This window comes from Termitidicoccus mucosus (assembly GCF_038725785.1).
GTDB lineage: Bacteria > Verrucomicrobiota > Verrucomicrobiia > Opitutales > Opitutaceae > Termitidicoccus > Termitidicoccus mucosus.
Genome location: NZ_CP109796.1, coordinates 3,369,966 through 3,385,711, shown reverse-complemented (window position 1 = coordinate 3,385,711; position 15,746 = coordinate 3,369,966). Strand labels below are relative to the sequence as shown.

The window sequence follows — 15,746 nt, the reverse complement described above, 5'->3', positions numbered from 1 at the left end:
GGGAAAATTATTCCGGCGGCCCGGCGAGGGGATCTCTCATGCGCGCCACAAAGCGTTCCGCGAGGCCGTCGCGCTGCCCGAAATGCATGTGCAGATAACTGGCGAGCAGGTTGCCATGCGCGCAGCCGCAAGGCGCGCCGGGGGCGTCCCGCCGGGCGGCGCGCGACAGCCACGCGAACGGGACATGCGTCGCGGCGCCGCCTCCCGGGTCCGGCGCCTCGATTTCCCATGTGCTGTAATGGAACTCGTGCGCGCGCAATGTCTCGCCCGCCGCGACGAGAAAATTCGACCTCAACGCGGTGGCGTGACGGTAGCCGAAACCGGCCAGCCGCCCGCCCATGCGGACAACACCGGGGACGAGCCCGGCCATCGGCCAGCGCCGGCCTTCGGCATCGACGAGCGTCCCGGCCAGGGCCATGAAACCGCCGCACTCCGCGAAAATCGGGACGCCGCGCGCGTGCGCATTTTTCAGGTCGTTCCAAAGCGCGCTGTTTTCCGACAGGGCCTTGGCGTGAAGCTCCGGGTATCCGCCGCCCAGATACACCCCGGCCGCGCCCGGCGGCGGCCGCTCGCCTTGCGCCGGCTTGAAATAGGCAATCCGGGCGCCCGCGGCTTCGAGCAAGTCGAGATTGTCCGGGTAATAAAAACAGAACGCGTCATCGCGCGCCACGGCGAGCAGCGGACGAGGGGTTTGCGAGGCGCCGCGCCCGCGCCCCGGTTCCGGCAGACATCGCAAGTCCGGGGCGGCGGCCGGCGGCGTGATGCGCGCCGCCAGCCCGATGATTGCATCCAGGTCGAATCGCTTCGCCACTTCGGCGCCGAGCCCCCGAATGAACTCGTCCGATGCGCGCCGCCCGCTTTCGTAAACCAGCCCGAGATGGCGCTCGCCCACGGCAAACGCGGCATTGCGGGGCAGCCAGCCGACCACCGGCGCGCGGCAGTGGCGGGCGATGGCGGCGGCGCAACCGCCCGCATGGGCCTCGGTGCCCGCATTGTTGAGCACAAACGCCGCCACCGGCGTCCCGGGGTCAAAGTGCTCGAATCCCCGCGCCACCGCGGCGATGCTCCGCGCCGACTTGGAGATATCCAAAACGAGCAGCACGGGCGCGTCCAGGAGCCTGGCAATCTGCGCGGCGGATGCGCGGTCGTCCTCGAAATCACTGCCGTCAAAAAGCCCCATCACGCCCTCGATGACGGCGATGTCGGCGCCCGCGCAGGCGCGCCCGAAAACACCGGCCACCCGCGAATCGTCGAGCATCCACGAATCGAGATTGCGGCAGGGGCGCCCCGCGGCGCGGCTGTGGTAGGAGGGATCGATGTAATCCGGCCCGCACTTGAAGGATTGCACGACGAGTCCCCGCGCCCGCAGCGCGGCGACAAGCCCCACGGCAACGGTGGTCTTGCCAACGCCGGACGACGTCCCGGCGACGACAATGCGCGGAATGTTGCGGGTAGCCTCAGGCATGTCCGGGTGCGCGTTGAGCGCGGCGGTGCGGCGCACACCGGAGCCGCGCCGTTTGCAGCAGTTCCTCATTGGAAAAAACCGCCTCGCCGCCATCATGCGCGAGAACGCGGCCCTCGGACATGATGGCGGCCTCGTCCGCCCAGGCGCGGGCGAGATCGAGATGATGCGTGGAAAAAAGGATCGCGATGCCTTGCGCGTTGAGGTCGTCGAGGTGCGCGAGCAGCGATGAAACGCCCTCGGGGTCGAGGCCGGCGGTGGGTTCGTCGAGGAGGAGCGCGCGCGGGCGCATGGCGAGCGCGCCGGCGATGGCGGCGCGTTTGCGCTGGCCGTGGCTGAGCATGTGCAGCGGCATTTCGCCGAGGTTTTCCAGGCCGACGGCGGCAAGCGCTTCGGCGACGCGTTGCGCGACCGCGTCGCCGGCGAGGCCGAGGTTGAGCGGGCCGAAGGAAACGTCCTGCGCGAGCGTGCCGGCGAAGAGCTGGTCGTCGGGGTCCTGGAACACGAGCGCGACGCGCTGGCGGAGCGCGAGGAGGCCGCGCTTGGAGTGGTCGAGCGGCGCGCCGTCGTGGAGGACGACGCCGGAATCGGGGCGCAGGGTGCCGTTGAGGTGGAGGAGCAGGGTGGACTTGCCGGAGCCGTTGGCGCCGAGCAGCGCGAGGCGCGCGCCGGGCCGCAGCGCGAGCGACACGCCGTCGAGCGCGCGGAGGCGTTGCGCGCCGCACAGCCCGGCCGCGCGCGCCATGCCGGGCCAGGCGAAATGCAGGTCACGGGCTTCAAGGATGGGAGGTGGCATGAGAAGGAAAATTAAGAATTAAGAATTAAAAATTAAGAATTGGGAGAAGGGCGGGGAGGGTTGGGAGGGCTGCGGAGTTTTTTTATCGTTCTCGTTCTCTTACTCGTTCTCTCTTCTGTTTTGCGCGTCGTTTTGAGGAGAGAGAACGAGAACGAGTAAGAGAACGATGGGAGGAGGGATTCAGAGGAGGAGCGTTGTGGCGGCGACAAGCGCGGGGACAAGGAGGGCGAGGGCGTAATCTCGCGCCGAGGCCGCGGAGGGAGGAAGGAGGACGGGAAGCGCGCCTCCGTCGTAACCGCGCGACTGCAACCCGCGTTCGAGCCGCGCGGCGCGCGCGTGGGTGCGGGTGAAGAGCGCCGCCGCCGCGAGGCCCGCCGAACGAAGGGCGCGGCGCGCGTTGCGCCAGCCGAGCCGGTTTTGTTGCGCGCGGAGGATGGCCGCGCGGCTTTCGTCGAGCAGGAAGATCGTCCGGTAGGCGAGGCCCATGAGGTCGATGAGCGCGGCCGGCACGCGAAAGCGGCGAAGCAGCGCGAGCGTGCGGGAAAGCGGCGAGGTGAAGGCATAAAGCAGCGTGACGGAAAGCGCGGCCGCCGCGCGGCAGGAAGTTTGAAGCGCGGTGCGCGCGCCCTCGCGCGCGAACGCGATGCGGACGCCGTCGTCCCAGGTGAGCGACAGGCAGAGCGCAAGCGCGCCGGTGGCGAGAAATCCCATCGGGATGACAAAGGCTTTCGCGAAATCGCGCGCCGGCACGCGCGCGCCCGCGAGGGCGGCGAGCCAGGTGGCGGCGAGGATGAGCGGCGCGCACGCCACCGGCGGCAGGAACAGCGCGCATGCCATCAGGCCCGCGCACAGCAGCATCACCGCGCCGGTCTTGGCGCGCCAGCGGTTGGTGTGGGCGTTGATGTCGATGAGGCGGAGCATGGGTGAGCGGAGGATGGTGATAATATGCGGGGGCTTTGCCGGATGTAACCTGAAGTGATGCCAGCCTCCTCTTTCCTCTTTATTCTTTCTCTTGGGATTCCCGTTTCGGCGCGGAAAACGGAGAAAGAGGAAAGAGAAAGAATAAAGAGGAAAGAGAGGGCTGGCATTATTGTGGGTTGCTTCGTCCGCGGTAGAAACCCAGGCAATAGCCGATGAGGCCGGCGCCGATGGCCGCTTGCAGGCCGAACAGGAGGCTTTCGATTTCGCCGCTCGGCGGCTCCCAGAGCGGGGCGAACCAGGGTTTGTAATCGGGACGGAGTCCGGTGATGACAGTTTCGGCTTGGCCGTCGGCGCCGGTAAAAATTTCGGCGGCGTCGCCTGCGGGCGGGCGGATGATGAAGAGCGGGAGGATGGCAATCGCAAGGGCGGCGAGAAGCAGCAGCAGGTTTTGGCGTTTCATGGCGGGACGGAGATTGCAGAAATTACGAATGACGAATGACAAATTACGAATTGGGGTCAGCGGGGTCGGCAGGGGCGATGAGGGCCGCGAGCTGCGGGGCGGCATGCGCGCGGAGGAGGTTCATCACGAGGACGCTGAGGAGCCCTTCGATGACGGCGAGGGGGAGTTGCGTGAAGGCGAAGATGGAGAGGAATTTCGCGGCGGCGGCGGTGAAGCCGCCGGCTGGATCGGGAAACGCGAGCGCGAGCTGGAGCGAGGTGACCACGTAGGTGGCGAGATCGGAAAGCATCGCGGCGAGAAAGACGGCGGCGCCGGAGGAAAGGCGGAGCACGGTGGCGGCGCGGAACACGCCCCACGCGACAAGCCCGCCGACGATGGCCATGGAAAAGGTGTTTGCGCCGAGCGTGGTGAGGCCCCCGTGCGCGAGGAGGAGCGCCTGGAAAAGCAGCACGACAAAACCGGCGACGAACATGATGCCGGGCCCGAAGAGCGTGGTGCCGAAACCGATGCCGGTGGGATGCGAGCAGCTTCCGGTGACGGATGGAAGTTTGAGCGAGGAGAGAACAAACACGAAGCCGGTGCTCGCGCCGAGGAGGAGCCGGCTTTCGGGATGTTCGCGCATTTGCCGGGCGAGCTTTTTCACGCCGTAGGCGAGAAAGGGCGCGGCGGCGGCCGTCCAGCCAATGGCGTGGGCGGCGGGGAGATAGCCTTCCATGATGTGCATGATGAGTGTGGGTTGGGAGTGGAAAAAATGCGGTGTGCGGCGGATTGGTTTCTTTATTCTTTCTCTTTATCTTTCCTCTTTCTCTCGCCCGCAGGGTGACTCGGGGATGGGGAGAAAGAGGAAAGAGAAAGAATAAAGAGAAAGAGGAGAGAGAGAAAGATGGAGGGAGTCAGGATGTGAGCTGTTTGCGGATGCGGAGCGTGAGGGCGGGTTCGTCGAGCGCGGCGAGGTGCTCGCATTCGGCCTCCAGGGCGTCGGCAAGGTCGCGGGCGCGCCCGAGGGCGACGGGGCCGGCCTCGCAATCGACGACAAGCGCGCCGGTGGCGGCGGGCGCGAGCGTCTTGGCCGCCGCCAGGGATTCCTGCCACGGATCGGCGCCGGGATGGAGCGGGACGTTGGCGCGACCGTCGGTGAACACGACGAGGAGCGCGGGGCCGTGGACGGCAAGAAGCGCGGCGGCATCGGCCAGCGCGGCGGCGAGCGGGGTGCGCCCGCCGGTGGGCACGTCGCGCAGGGCGCGTTCCACGCGGTCAACGTCGCGGGTGAAGGGTACGGGCAGTCCGGCGGATTCGCCGCAAAAAACCATGAGGGCGACCTCGTCGCGTTTCTGGTAGCTGCCGGCGAGCAGCCCGGTGGCCGCGCCTTTGGCGAGCGCGAGGCGGTGTTGCGCGGACATCGAGCCGCTGGCATCGACGATGAAGAGCACGCGCGCCGCGCCGCGCCCGGCGCGCTCGTGCTGGCGGAGGTCGGCGCGGTGAAGGGCGAGCGCGGCAAATGCGGAATGCGGAGTGGGGAATGCGGCATGAGGGACGGCGGAGGGTGGAAGCGGCATCTTGCCGCTTGCGGCGAGCGGCGGGACGCCGCTTCCGCTTTGGCCGGCGACGGCACCGCTTGAAGTGCGCAGCGCGGCGGCGGTGAGCGTGGGCGCAACGGCAAGCGAACCGCCTTCGCGCAAGGGCACGCTGCGGATGACTCCGCCGGCGGGTTGCGAGGCGGTGTCGCGGCGTCCGCCGGCGGATATGGAGACGGCGGAGTTTTTTTCGAGTTCGAGGGCGATGGTTCCCGGCGAAGGCGCGGCAGGCGCGGGTTGGGTGGCACGGGCGTCCCGCCCGTGGTCCGAAAACATGGGCGGGTCGCCCGCGCCGCCGTCAGAGAAAGAAGAAAGAGAAAGAGGGGCAGAGGGATTCTTTATTCTTTCCTCTTTATCTTTCTCGTTCTCCTCCGACAAAGACACGGGCGGGACGCCCGTGCCACCCGATCCCACGGGTGGGACGTCCGTGCCACGCGAGCCGGCGCCAGCGTCGTCCAAGCGGTTGGGGATCGCTTCCATTTTTACCGGCTCGAAAGGTTTTTTGCGTTTGCGGTGCGGGAGCGCGAGCCGGGCGGCCTGGCGGATATGCGCGTCGGTGATGGCGGCGGCGTTTTCCCACGCGGCGATGGCGCGGGCGGCGCGCACGAGGGCGAGGTCGCCGCGCGCGCCGTCGAGTTTGAGGCCGGCGCAAAGCGAGGCGGCCTGGGCCAGGGTGGTGTCGTCGAGCGGAATCGCCTGGAGGCGGGCGCGGGCGGCGGCGAGGCGGGCGCGGAGTTGTTGCGCGGCCGTTTCCTCGGCGCCGACGAATGCGGGCGGATCGGCCTCGTAGGCGAGGCGGCGGCGGATGGTCTCGACGCGGAGCGCGTGGTCGGCGGGCGTGGCGACGTGCACGCAGAGGCCGAAGCGGTCGAGGAATTGGGGGCGAAGCTCGCCTTCCTCGGGATTCATGCTGCCGATGAGGATGAAGCGCGCGGGGGCGGATTCGGAGATGCCGTCGCGCTCGACGCGCACGCAGCCGCCGGCGGCTGCGTCGAGGAGCAGATCGACGAGGTGGTCGGGGAGCAGGTTGACCTCGTCCACGTAGAGGACGCCACCGTCGGCTTGCGAGAGCAGGCCGGGGCGGAGCCGCCGGCGGCCTTCGCGGAGGGCGGGTTCGAGATCCAGCGTGCCGATGACACGGTCCTCGGTCGCGCCCAAGGGCAGTTCGATGAAGGGCGCGGCGGCGGCGATATGGAACGCGGGCGGCTCGTCCGCCGCCGCGAGCGGGCGGGCGGAGCGGGCGGGCCGCCCGCGTTCCATATTGGCGGCGGCGGGATTATTCATCAGCGCGGCGAGGCCGCGGGCGGCGGTGCTTTTGGCCGTGCCGCGTTCGCCGCGGATGAGGACGCCGCCGATGCGCGGATCGATGGCGTTGAGCAGGAGCGCGAGGCGGAGGTCGTCCTGGCCGACAATGGCGGTGAAGGGGAAGGGCGGGGGCGCGGATGTATTCATGTTTTGGATTCAAGGACGGACTCGGTTTCCAGCAGGGTTTCCCGCAGGTGGGCGAGGGTTTCGGGTTTTGCGTTCCAGAGGCCGCGCTGGCCGGCCTCGAGCATGCGCTCGGCGATGGCGTGGAGCGCCCACGGATTCGACCGGCGGAGAAAGTCGCGGGACTCGCCCTTGGTATAGGCCGCGGCGGCGTCCTCATACATCCAGTCGGTGATGACGCCGGCGGTGGCGGAGTAGCCGAACATGTAATCTACGGTCGCCGCCATCTCGAGTCCGCCTTTGTAGCCGTGGCGGCGGATGGCGGCGAGCCACTTGGGATTCACGACGCGGGTGCGGTGGACACGGAGCGCCTCGGCCTGGAGCGTGCGGTTGACCGGGCGCGCGGGGTCGGAGCTGTCGCCGAAATACGCGCGGGGTTTGCGGCCGGAAAGCGCGGAGATGGCGGCGATGAGACCGCCTTGAAACTGGAAATAATCGTCGGAGTCGAAGAGGTCGTGCTCGCGGTTGTCCTGGTTGTGCAGGGCAAGATCGACGGTGGCGAGGCGGCGGCGAAAATCGGCGGTGGCTTCGGTGCCGCCGGGCGTGTCGCCGCCGTAGGCCCAGCCGCCCCAGGCGAGAAAGGCGCGCGCGAGGTCGTCGGCGCCGCGCCAGTTGTGGTTTTCGATGAGGTCGAGCAGGCCGGTGCCGTAGGCGCCGGGCTTGGAGCTGAAAACGCGGCGGCCCGCCCGGCCGCGCGCGGCGGCGGGGTCGATGCCTTCGCCGACCAGCGCGGCGGTGTCGGCCAGCCAGTGCGCGCGGACGTGGTTCTGCGCGGGCGGCTCGTCGAGCGCGGCAACGGCGCGCACGGCGTCGTCAAACAGGCGCATGAGCTGCGGGAAGGCGTCGCGAAAAAAACCGCTGACGCGCAGGGTCACGTCGATCCGGGGGCGGCCGAGTTCGGCGGGCGGGATGATTTCAAAGCCGGCGGTGCGGCGTGTGTCGGCGTGCCATTGCGGGCGGACGCCGATGAGGGCGAGGGCCTGCGCGATTTCGTCGCCGCCGGTGCGCATGGTGGCGGTGCCCCAGATGCTGAGCGCGATGCTTGCCGGGGGCGCGCCGGTTTCGGCCGTGTGGCGTTCGATGGCGTCGCGGGCGAGCGCCTGGCCGACGGTCCACGCGGCGCGCGAGGGCAGGGCGCGGGGATCGACATTGTAGAAGTTGCGCCCGGTGGGAAGCACGTGGGCCATGCCGCGGCTGGGCGCGCCGGAGGGTCCGGCGGGAATGTAGCGACCGTCGAGGGCGCGGAGGAGGGAGTCGATTTCGTCGGTGGTGCGGGCGAGCGCGGGGGCGAGCCTTGTGGCCATGTAATCGAGGATGCGGACGGCGGCTGCGGGCGCGGAGCTTGTCTCGATGTTGAAATTGTTTTCGACGAGCCGGCGGATGAGCGCGCGGGCATGGTCGTCTGCGGCTTGGGTGGATTGGGTGGCACGGGCGTCCCGCCCGTGGTTTGAAGGCATGGGCGGGTCGCCCATGCCACGCGAACCGGCGGCGGCGCTGCCGCCGTCCACGGGCGGGACGCCCGTGCCACACAACCCCGCGCCAGCGGCATCGGCGGCGGCGAGCGTTTCCGTCAGCGAGGGGATTTCGCCGTTGGGATGGCGCGTGAGGGCGAAGAGCATGTCGACGAGGGCCTCGCCTTCGGGCGGACGGCCGAGGATGTGCAGGCCGTGGCGGATCTGGGCGCGCCCGAGTTCGCAGAGATAGGCGTCGAGGTCCTCGACGAGGTGGGCCATGTCGCGGGCGTTGAGTTTTTCGAGCGAGCGCGGCGCGCCGGATTCGCCGGGCCGCTCGTCCCATTCGTGCGTGTGGTCGCCGTGGCGCTGGCGGCGGATTTCGCGCAGGTCGTCAACCAGGCGGGCGCCGCGGACGAGTTCCCAGATCTGCGCCTGAAGGAGCGGGAGCTTGGCCGGGTCGAGCGCCTCGGCCCGGTAATACTCCTCGATCACGCGGGCGAGCGTGTCGACCGGCCCGTGCAGGTCGGCGTGGGTGAGCGGCGGCACGAGGTGGTCGATGATGACGGCGTGGGCGCGGCGCTTGGCCTGCGCGCCTTCGCCGGGGTCGTTGACGACAAAGGGATAGAAGAGCGGCAGGTCGCCGAGAAGCGCGTCGGGGGCGCAGGCCTCGGAAAGCGCGACGGCCTTGCCGGGGAGCCATTCGAGCGTGCCGTGCTTGCCGAGATGGACGACGGCGTCGGCGCGCCACGCGGCGGCGAGCCAGCGGTAAAATGCGGCGTAGTGGTGCGTGGGCACGAGGTCGGTGGCGTGGTAGATCGCATCCGGGTCCAGGCCGAAGCCGCGCGGGGGCTGGAGGGCGACGAGGACGTTGCCGAGTTCGAGCGCGGCGAAATGGAAGTGGGTGTCGTCGGTGTGCGGCTCGTCGGGCAGCGGGAGCAGGCGGGAGGAGGCGCTTTTGCCGACGGGTGTCCAGCGGACGGGCGCGGCCGTGGGGCCGTGAGCGGCAGGCTCGCCCCAGGTCTCGCGCATGTGCGTTTGCAGCGCGGCGGGCAGCGAACGGAACCACGCGGTGTATTCTGAACGTGGATACTTGTGCGCGGCGGCGGGGTCGAGCGGGTATTTTTCGTCGTAGCAGCCGCGTCCGAGCAGCGCGGCGAAAAGCTCGTCGGAGGTGCCGGCGAAGGGCGGGATGGCGTAGCCATTTGCGCGGAGCGCGTCGAGCAGGTGAAGAAGCGAGGCGGGGGTGTCGAGGCCGACGGCACCCCCGACTTTCTGGGCCTTGCCTGCGCTGTTGGTGAGGATGATGGCGACGCGTTTTTCGCGCGCGGGCTTGCGGCGGAGCGCGACGAGCCGGGCGGCGAGGCCGGCGACGCGCGCGATGCGTTCGCCGTCGGGGACGTAGCGATGGTTTTCCTTGAAGGAAACGGACACGGTGATGATGCGTCCGTCGAATTCGGGGAGGGCGACGTTGACGGCGGTCTCGGTCGGGCTGAGGCCGCGCGCGGAGGCGGCCCATGAGTCGCGCGGGGCGCCGCAGGCGATGGCCTGGAGCACGGGGGCATCGAGGCGGACAAAGGGATTCTGGGAATGCGGAATGCGGAGTTCGGAATGCGGAATGGGCGCTGCCGCGCCGGTGGCGGGGGTGGCGGCATCGCCGTTGTCGCCGGCGTCGGGACGGGCGAGGGGATAGCTGACGGTGTTGATGATGATGTCGGGAGACACGCCGGGGAGGGCGAGCGCGGCGGGCATGCCGCCGGGATCGCAGTCGCGTAGTGAAGTGGTGAATACGGCGACGGCGTCGAGGCCGCGGGCGCCGAGGGCGCGGATGATGCAGTCCACGAAATCGAGGTTTCCGGCGAGGACGTGCGCACGATAAAAAACGACCAGCGCGAGCGGACGGGCGGCATCGCGGTGCGCCAGCCACTCGTCGCGCGTGGTGACGAGCAGGTCGGGATGGTAGAGGCCGTGCGCGGGCATTGCGGCGGGCGGGGCAAAGTCGGGCTCGGCGCCGAGGCAATGATGCGCGACATAGCGGAGCGCGTTGGCCATGTTGGCCACGCCGCCGGCCATGAGGTAGGCGGCGACGGTGGCGGCGACGGAGGGCGCGCAGGTGGAGGCGTCGGCCAGCGCGGGATCGGCGTCCTCGACGCCGCTGATGGCGATGAGCAGGAAAGGGGAACCGGGCCGGCGCGCGGCGCGGGCGAGTCCGGCCAAGCCGGGGACGCCGGAGAGTTTGCCGTGGATGCGGGCGATGAGGACGGAGCGGGGCAAAAGCGCGGGGGCGAGCAGCGCGGCGAGTTCGTCTTCTTCCTGGATGGGGTTGAGGGAATGGCCGGCGACGGCGGGAAAACCGGCGGGCAGGCGCGCGCGGGCGCGGTCGAGCGCGAGGAGGTCGGTTTCGGCGTGGGAGAGGAGAATGATGGCGGGCTGGTTCATTGGCGGTGGCGGCATCCCTATGACGCGGCAGCGACTGGGAGCGCCGGCTTCCAGCCGGCAGATTTGGGAGACAAGGAACGAGGGTGGCGCGTTGCGCCGTCTGCCGGCTGGAAGCCGGCGCTCCCAGTCGCTGCCGCGGTTTCGGAGGGCTCCTCGGTATCGTGCGGATCGGGTTTCATGACGTGCCCATCAGTATTCGATGCCGGGCTGGGCGCGGATGCGCTGGTCCTTCAAGGGGTGCTTGACGAGCGTCATCTCGGTGACGAGGTCGGCCCGGTCGATGAGCGCGGCGGGCGCGCCGCGTCCGGTCAGGATGACGTGGGTGAGCGCGGGTTTGCGCGCGAGGCCGTCCAGAACCTGGTCAACGGTGAGATAACCGTGGCGCAGCGCGACGTTGATTTCGTCGAGGAGCACGAGACGGTAGTCCGGATTCGCGACATAACCGAGCGCGGCCGCCCAGGCTTTTTGCGCGGAGGTGGTGTCGCGCGCGCGGTCCTGTGTGACCCAGCTGAAGCCTTCGCCCATGGCGTGGAAAGCGAGCTGGTCGCCCCAGTGCGCGAAGGCATTCTTTTCGGCGGGCTCCCACGCGCCCTTGATGAATTGCACGATGGCGACGCGGTAGCCGTGGCCGAGCGAGCGCAGCACCATGCCGAGCGCGGCGGTGGTCTTGCCCTTGCCGGGGCCGGTGTGGACGATGACGAGGCCTTTTTCGGCCGTGGTTTCGGCCATGCGTTTGTCCTGGATTTCCTTGCGGCGGGCCATGCGTTGACGATGGGCGTCCGTGTCGGATGAGGAGATCGGGGAGGTTTGGTTCTGGTTTTCCATTTGGTCAGTGGATGGAAGGATGTTCGGGCGGTTGCCGCGCGGCGGGCTTCGCAAGCGAAGCCCCTATAGGCGGCGGCTCTGGCGGAACCAGCCGAAGGCGACGAGGACGAGCGCGGCGGCGATGCCGAGGACGACGCGCATGGGAATATGGCCCGTGGCAGCGGGCGGGCGCGGCGGGGCGACTTCCTCCAGTGCCTTGCCCTCGACCTGCTGCGTCGCGGGAGGCGGCGGGGCGGCGGGTGATGGCGGCGGTTGCGCCTGCGTGGCGGGCGGAGGGGGCGCACTGGCGGAAGCGGGCGCGGCATCGGGCGCCGGCGCGGCGGGCGCGGGGCCGAACTCGGGGAGCGGGGCGCTGGCGCGGAGGTTTTCCATTTCGGCTTTCTCCCCGGCGGCGATTTGTTGCGCGGCTTTCGCGGAGGCGTCGCGGAGTTCGGCGACGGTTTCGGGCGCGGCGGCCCAGTAGCCTTTGTCCACGGCGACGAGCATGCGGTCCACCATCGACTGGTAGGCGCGGAGGTTGCCGGCGGCCTCGAAGCGGGCGCGCACGTCGAGATCGTATTTGTCCCGCACATACACCTCGAACATTTCCTGCCATTTTTCGTTGCCCACGGCCTCGGGCACGGTGACCTGCCAGCCCCAGAGGTTGTCGGTCATGCGCATGATGAAGCGGGCGCCGGCGTAGCCTTCGTCGAGCATGGCGTCCACCCATTTGGGGTTGAGGTAGCGGGCGCGGAGTTCCTTGCCCATGAAGCGTTCGAGCGTGACGGTCTCGGCGACGCGCGGGTTGCTCATGTCGGTGACGAGCACGTCGGGCGTTTTGCCGTCAACCTGGCGGATGGCCATGGCGGTGCCGCCGAGGTATTGGTAGAAGTCGTCGATGTCGAGCGAGGCATACACCGCGCCGGAGCGGCTGTGGATGACGCCCTTGGAGCCTTTGAGCGCGAGGCGAAAAACATGCTTCGCCAGCTCCGGGTCTTTCGCGGCGGCGGCGGGGTCCTCGCCCCAGAAGCCCTGGCCGAAGAGGTGCGACATGCGGTTCATGAACACGTCGGCGACCTGCGACTCGTCGCTCCAGCCTTTGTCGTCGGTGATGACTTTTTCGATGCCCGCGCCGTAAGCGCCGACGGGGACGGTGAAGAGGCGCACGGTGGCGAGGCGTTCCGCCTCGTCGGCGGGGACACCCCGGGCGACGAGTTCGGCGCGGGCGGCGGCGATGTTGCGCGCGATCACGTTGTCGGGCTCGGGGGATTTTTTTGCGAGCGTGACGGCCTCGTCGATGAGGTGCATGAGCACGGGAAACGCGTCGCGATACAGGCCCGACGGCGCGACGGTGACATCGATGCGGGGACGTCCGAGGTTTTCGCGCGGGATGAGCTCGACGGCATCGACGCGTCCGTAGTTGTTCCACACGGGGCGCACGCCGAGGAGCGCGAAGATCTGCGCTTCCATGACGCCCTCGTGGCGGTTGGTTTCGCCGCTCCAGAGATTGAACGTGAGGCGGTCGGGGTATTCGCCGTTGTGCCTGGCGCGGTGGCTTTCGACAAGTTCGGCGGCGAGGCGCGCGCCGGTCTCGTAACTGGCGCGCGTGGGCAGGCGCGTGGGATCGAAGCCGTAGAAGTTTTTCCCGGTGGGCAGCGAATCAGGCTGGCGCACGGGATCGTTGCCGGGACCGGCGGCGATGTAGCGGCCGGAGAGGCCGGCGGAGAGCGCGTCGAGTTCGGCGGGGCCGGACGCCTCGATGCGGGCCATGAGGTCGGCAAGGCGCCGGGCGCGGTCGGCGGCGGTGGTATGGAGCGCGGACGGCTTGTCCGCAGGCGGGCGGGCGGGCCGCCCGCGCTCCATAGCGCCGGTGGCGTTTTTTCGCGGATGCGAAACTTCGGACGGGGGCGTGGCGGCGACGCCGGTCTCGGCTTCGAGAATCGCCTCGGCGGTGGAGCGGCGGGCTTTCTCGTCGGGCGAGACGCCGAAGGTGTGCAGGCCGAAGGGCGTGAGGCGGTCGCCGATGCCGGCGATGTGATCCTCGATTTCGTCGATTTGTTCGTGCGTGAGCGGCGGGCCGTCCGTCGCGGGCGTGATGCCGAGGTCGAGGAGGATGCCCATTTTTTGCGCGCTCGCGACGATTTCGCGGAGCGTGTCCCCGCTGGCGATGGAGCCTTTCTCAAGGGCGACGTGGTAGTCGTTGATGCGGCCCTTCAGCTCGCGCAACTCCGGGCTGAGGCTGGCGCGGTCGAGGGGCGGCGTCATGTGCGTGATGATGGCCGCCATGCCGCGGCGCTTGGCCTGCAAGCCCTCGCCGATGCCGTCCACGATGTAGATGTAGAGTTGGGGAATCGCGGCGACGAGCGCCTCGCCGGGATCGGCGGGCGTGAAGCCGGCCTCCTTGCCGGGCATCCATTCGTGCGTGGCGTGGCGGCCGACATGCACGATGGCGTCGGCGTCGAACCGCGTTTGCAGCCAGAGGTAGAACGCGAGGTATTGGTGGTGCACGGGAAGCTGGAGATCGTGATAGGACGCGGTCGGGTCCTCGCCCCAGCCGCGCACGGGTTGCGGCGCGAAGACGATGTTGCCCCAGCGGTGCGTCGGGAAAACGAAGAACGGCGTGCCCGCGCTGTCGCGCCAGACCATCGTCCGGCTCGTCTCGGGCTCGCCCCATTTTTTCAGGATGGGCGCGCGGAGTTTTTCGGGGAGGCGGTCGAACAGTATCCTGTATTCGGATACGGGCCAGAGCACGGCGCGGCCGCCGCGCACAAGGCGCTCCATGTCGCCGGCGTCGCCGGGGCGGGCGTTGGTGCCGAAGGAGAGGATGTCGTCGAAGAGGGCGCCGGGCGTGGCGGGCGAGTTGGCGTCGTCGTAGCCGTCGGCTCGCAGGCGCGCGAGGATCTGCCAGAGCGATTGCGGCAGGACGTTGAGGTAGGACGCGCCGATACTGGCCTTGCCCGGCGTGTAGTTGTAATAGATGACGGCCACGCGCCGGTCGGCGGCGGCGGCGTGGCGCAGGCGCACCCACCGCGCGACGCGCTCGGCGAACTGCGCGACACGCTCGGCGATGGGCACGTGGACGACGTAGGCGGAACCGATGGCGGCGTCCTCGACGCGCTCCTTCGCGGCAATGACCGTGGGCGCGACGGCCCCGGCAAGTTCGGGGCCGCTGAGCTGCCACCAGCGCTCGGGCACGGCGATGCCGGTGGGCGAGTCCTCCCATTCCCCGTGGCTTTGCGAGCCGAGCGAAATGCCGTTGACCACGGGCGCACCGATCTCGGAAAGCGCGGGGCCGACCATTTGCGGCGAGAAGCCCATCTTGAGCGTGAGGCTGGCGAAGGCAACGACGCGCGGGGTGCCGTCGGCGTTGAGGAAAAGCGCACGGAGGGGTTTGTTGTTGGAGGCGCTGAACCCGGCGAGGACATTGAGGCCGCGTTGTTCGAGCGCGGCGGCGACGGCCTCGATGGTGGCGGCGGCATCGGATTCGACGTAGGAGCGCGGGAGCATGAGGCCGACCCACGGGCGCGAGGCGCGCGCGGAGTCGGCGGCGGCATGGGTATGGAGCGCGGACGGCTCGTCCGCTGGCTGGCGGGCGAGCCGCCCGCGTTCCATGAGATAGGCGCGGCGGTATTCGTCGTAATCGGTGATGACGCGGGCGCGCGCCACGTCGTAGAAGCCGGACTCGGGGATCGGGACGGGCGGCTCGACGATGATGCCGGGCGCGAGTTTGCGCGCGGCGGCGACGCGAATCATCTGGATCATGTTTGCTCGTCCGCCGGCGGCAAAGTAGGCGGAGATTTCCTGGTCGCGCGTGAGCTTGAGCCCGTCGAAATCGTCCTGAATCGACGGGCCGACGACATAGACGGCGCCGCCGCGCGCGGTGACGGCGGCGAGTTCGTCGGCGACGGTGGCGATGCGGTCGCGTCCGCGCGCGTAAAGGATGACAATATCGGCCGCGCGGATGCGGGCGAGGTCGGCCTCGGTCGCGCCGAGGTCGGGCACGACCGAGAGTTTGATGCCGGCGAAGTCGGGGCTCGCGAGCAGTTCGCGCACCGCGCCGACGGCGGCGGGCGAGTGCGTGTCGCCGGAGAGGATGCAGATGGCGCCGCGCTGCGGCGAGTCGCCTGGCGCGGCGGATGCGGCGGAGAGGAACGCAAGCGTCGCGAGGAAAACGAGGAGTAGCGGAATGCGGTCAACGGGATGATTCATGGGAAGGGTGGAAAAAGAGGGGGCTTCGGCGTTTAGGGCGGGGCAGGGAGGGAAGACCTGCCGGCTGGAAGCCGGCGCTCCCAGTCGCTCGCGCGCAGTCGCATCCGGCACGGCGGATGAGGCGGCGGGAGGACGCGATGGC

9 protein-coding genes are annotated in these 15,746 nt (G+C 69.3%); all 9 read right to left on the bottom strand.

Annotated elements, in window-relative coordinates; genetic code table 11:
- Nucleotides 1–7: 7 nt before the first annotated feature.
- Entirely contained in the window at nt 8–1,534 is a 1,527-nt protein-coding gene (locus tag OH491_RS11930; RefSeq protein WP_334319435.1) for a cobyrinate a,c-diamide synthase, read from the bottom strand.
- A complete protein-coding gene (locus tag OH491_RS11925; RefSeq protein ID WP_068771210.1) occupies nt 1,458–2,258 on the bottom strand; it encodes an energy-coupling factor ABC transporter ATP-binding protein in 801 nt (266 codons plus the stop codon). The genes OH491_RS11930 and OH491_RS11925 overlap by 77 nt, the downstream gene beginning before the upstream one ends.
- A gap of 180 nt (nt 2,259–2,438) precedes the next feature.
- Entirely contained in the window at nt 2,439–3,179 is a 741-nt protein-coding gene (cbiQ, locus tag OH491_RS11920) for a cobalt ECF transporter T component CbiQ (RefSeq protein WP_068771211.1), read from the bottom strand.
- 166 nt (nt 3,180–3,345) lie between these two features.
- On the bottom strand, nt 3,346–3,639 hold the full coding sequence (locus OH491_RS11915; RefSeq protein ID WP_068771212.1) for an energy-coupling factor ABC transporter substrate-binding protein: 294 nt from the start codon (nt 3,637–3,639) through the stop codon (nt 3,346–3,348).
- A gap of 43 nt (nt 3,640–3,682) precedes the next feature.
- Nucleotides 3,683–4,363 (bottom strand): energy-coupling factor ABC transporter permease, encoded by a 681-nt coding sequence (locus OH491_RS11910; protein ID WP_068771213.1) that lies wholly within the window; start codon nt 4,361–4,363, stop codon nt 3,683–3,685.
- Between the two features lie 169 nt (nt 4,364–4,532).
- The gene (locus tag OH491_RS11905) at nt 4,533–6,665 is read right to left on the bottom strand and encodes a VWA domain-containing protein (RefSeq protein ID WP_068771214.1); all 2,133 of its coding nucleotides are present in this window, start codon (nt 6,663–6,665) and stop codon (nt 4,533–4,535) included.
- Nucleotides 6,662–10,591, bottom strand: coding sequence for a cobaltochelatase subunit CobN (locus OH491_RS11900; RefSeq protein WP_334319436.1), 3,930 nt, complete (start codon nt 10,589–10,591; stop codon nt 6,662–6,664). The genes OH491_RS11905 and OH491_RS11900 overlap by 4 nt, the downstream gene beginning before the upstream one ends.
- Nucleotides 10,592–10,780: 189 nt before the next feature.
- Nucleotides 10,781–11,416: a cob(I)yrinic acid a,c-diamide adenosyltransferase gene (gene cobO / locus OH491_RS11895; RefSeq protein WP_068771216.1), complete on the bottom strand. Its 636-nt coding sequence runs from the start codon at nt 11,414–11,416 to the stop codon at nt 10,781–10,783.
- Between the two features lie 63 nt (nt 11,417–11,479).
- Entirely contained in the window at nt 11,480–15,604 is a 4,125-nt protein-coding gene (locus OH491_RS11890) for a cobaltochelatase subunit CobN (RefSeq protein WP_342751037.1), read from the bottom strand.
- Nucleotides 15,605–15,746 lie beyond the last annotated feature (142 nt).

Excerpts from the sequence above, each read along its gene's own strand:
- cobO (WP_068771216.1), bottom strand. The coding sequence starts at position 11,416 with ATGGAAAACCAGAACCAAACCTCCCCGATCTCCTCATCCGACACGGAC.
- OH491_RS11925 (WP_068771210.1), bottom strand. The coding sequence starts at position 2,258 with ATGCCACCTCCCATCCTTGAAGCCCGTGACCTGCATTTCGCCTGGCCC.
- OH491_RS11930 (WP_334319435.1), bottom strand. The coding sequence starts at position 1,534 with ATGAGGAACTGCTGCAAACGGCGCGGCTCCGGTGTGCGCCGCACCGCC.
- OH491_RS11910 (WP_068771213.1), bottom strand. The coding sequence starts at position 4,363 with ATGCACATCATGGAAGGCTATCTCCCCGCCGCCCACGCCATTGGCTGG.
- OH491_RS11905 (WP_068771214.1), bottom strand. The coding sequence starts at position 6,665 with ATGAATACATCCGCGCCCCCGCCCTTCCCCTTCACCGCCATTGTCGGC.
- cbiQ (WP_068771211.1), bottom strand. The coding sequence starts at position 3,179 with ATGCTCCGCCTCATCGACATCAACGCCCACACCAACCGCTGGCGCGCC.
- OH491_RS11915 (WP_068771212.1), bottom strand. The coding sequence starts at position 3,639 with ATGAAACGCCAAAACCTGCTGCTGCTTCTCGCCGCCCTTGCGATTGCC.
- OH491_RS11900 (WP_334319436.1), bottom strand. The coding sequence starts at position 10,591 with ATGAACCAGCCCGCCATCATTCTCCTCTCCCACGCCGAAACCGACCTC.
- OH491_RS11890 (WP_342751037.1), bottom strand. The coding sequence starts at position 15,604 with ATGAATCATCCCGTTGACCGCATTCCGCTACTCCTCGTTTTCCTCGCG.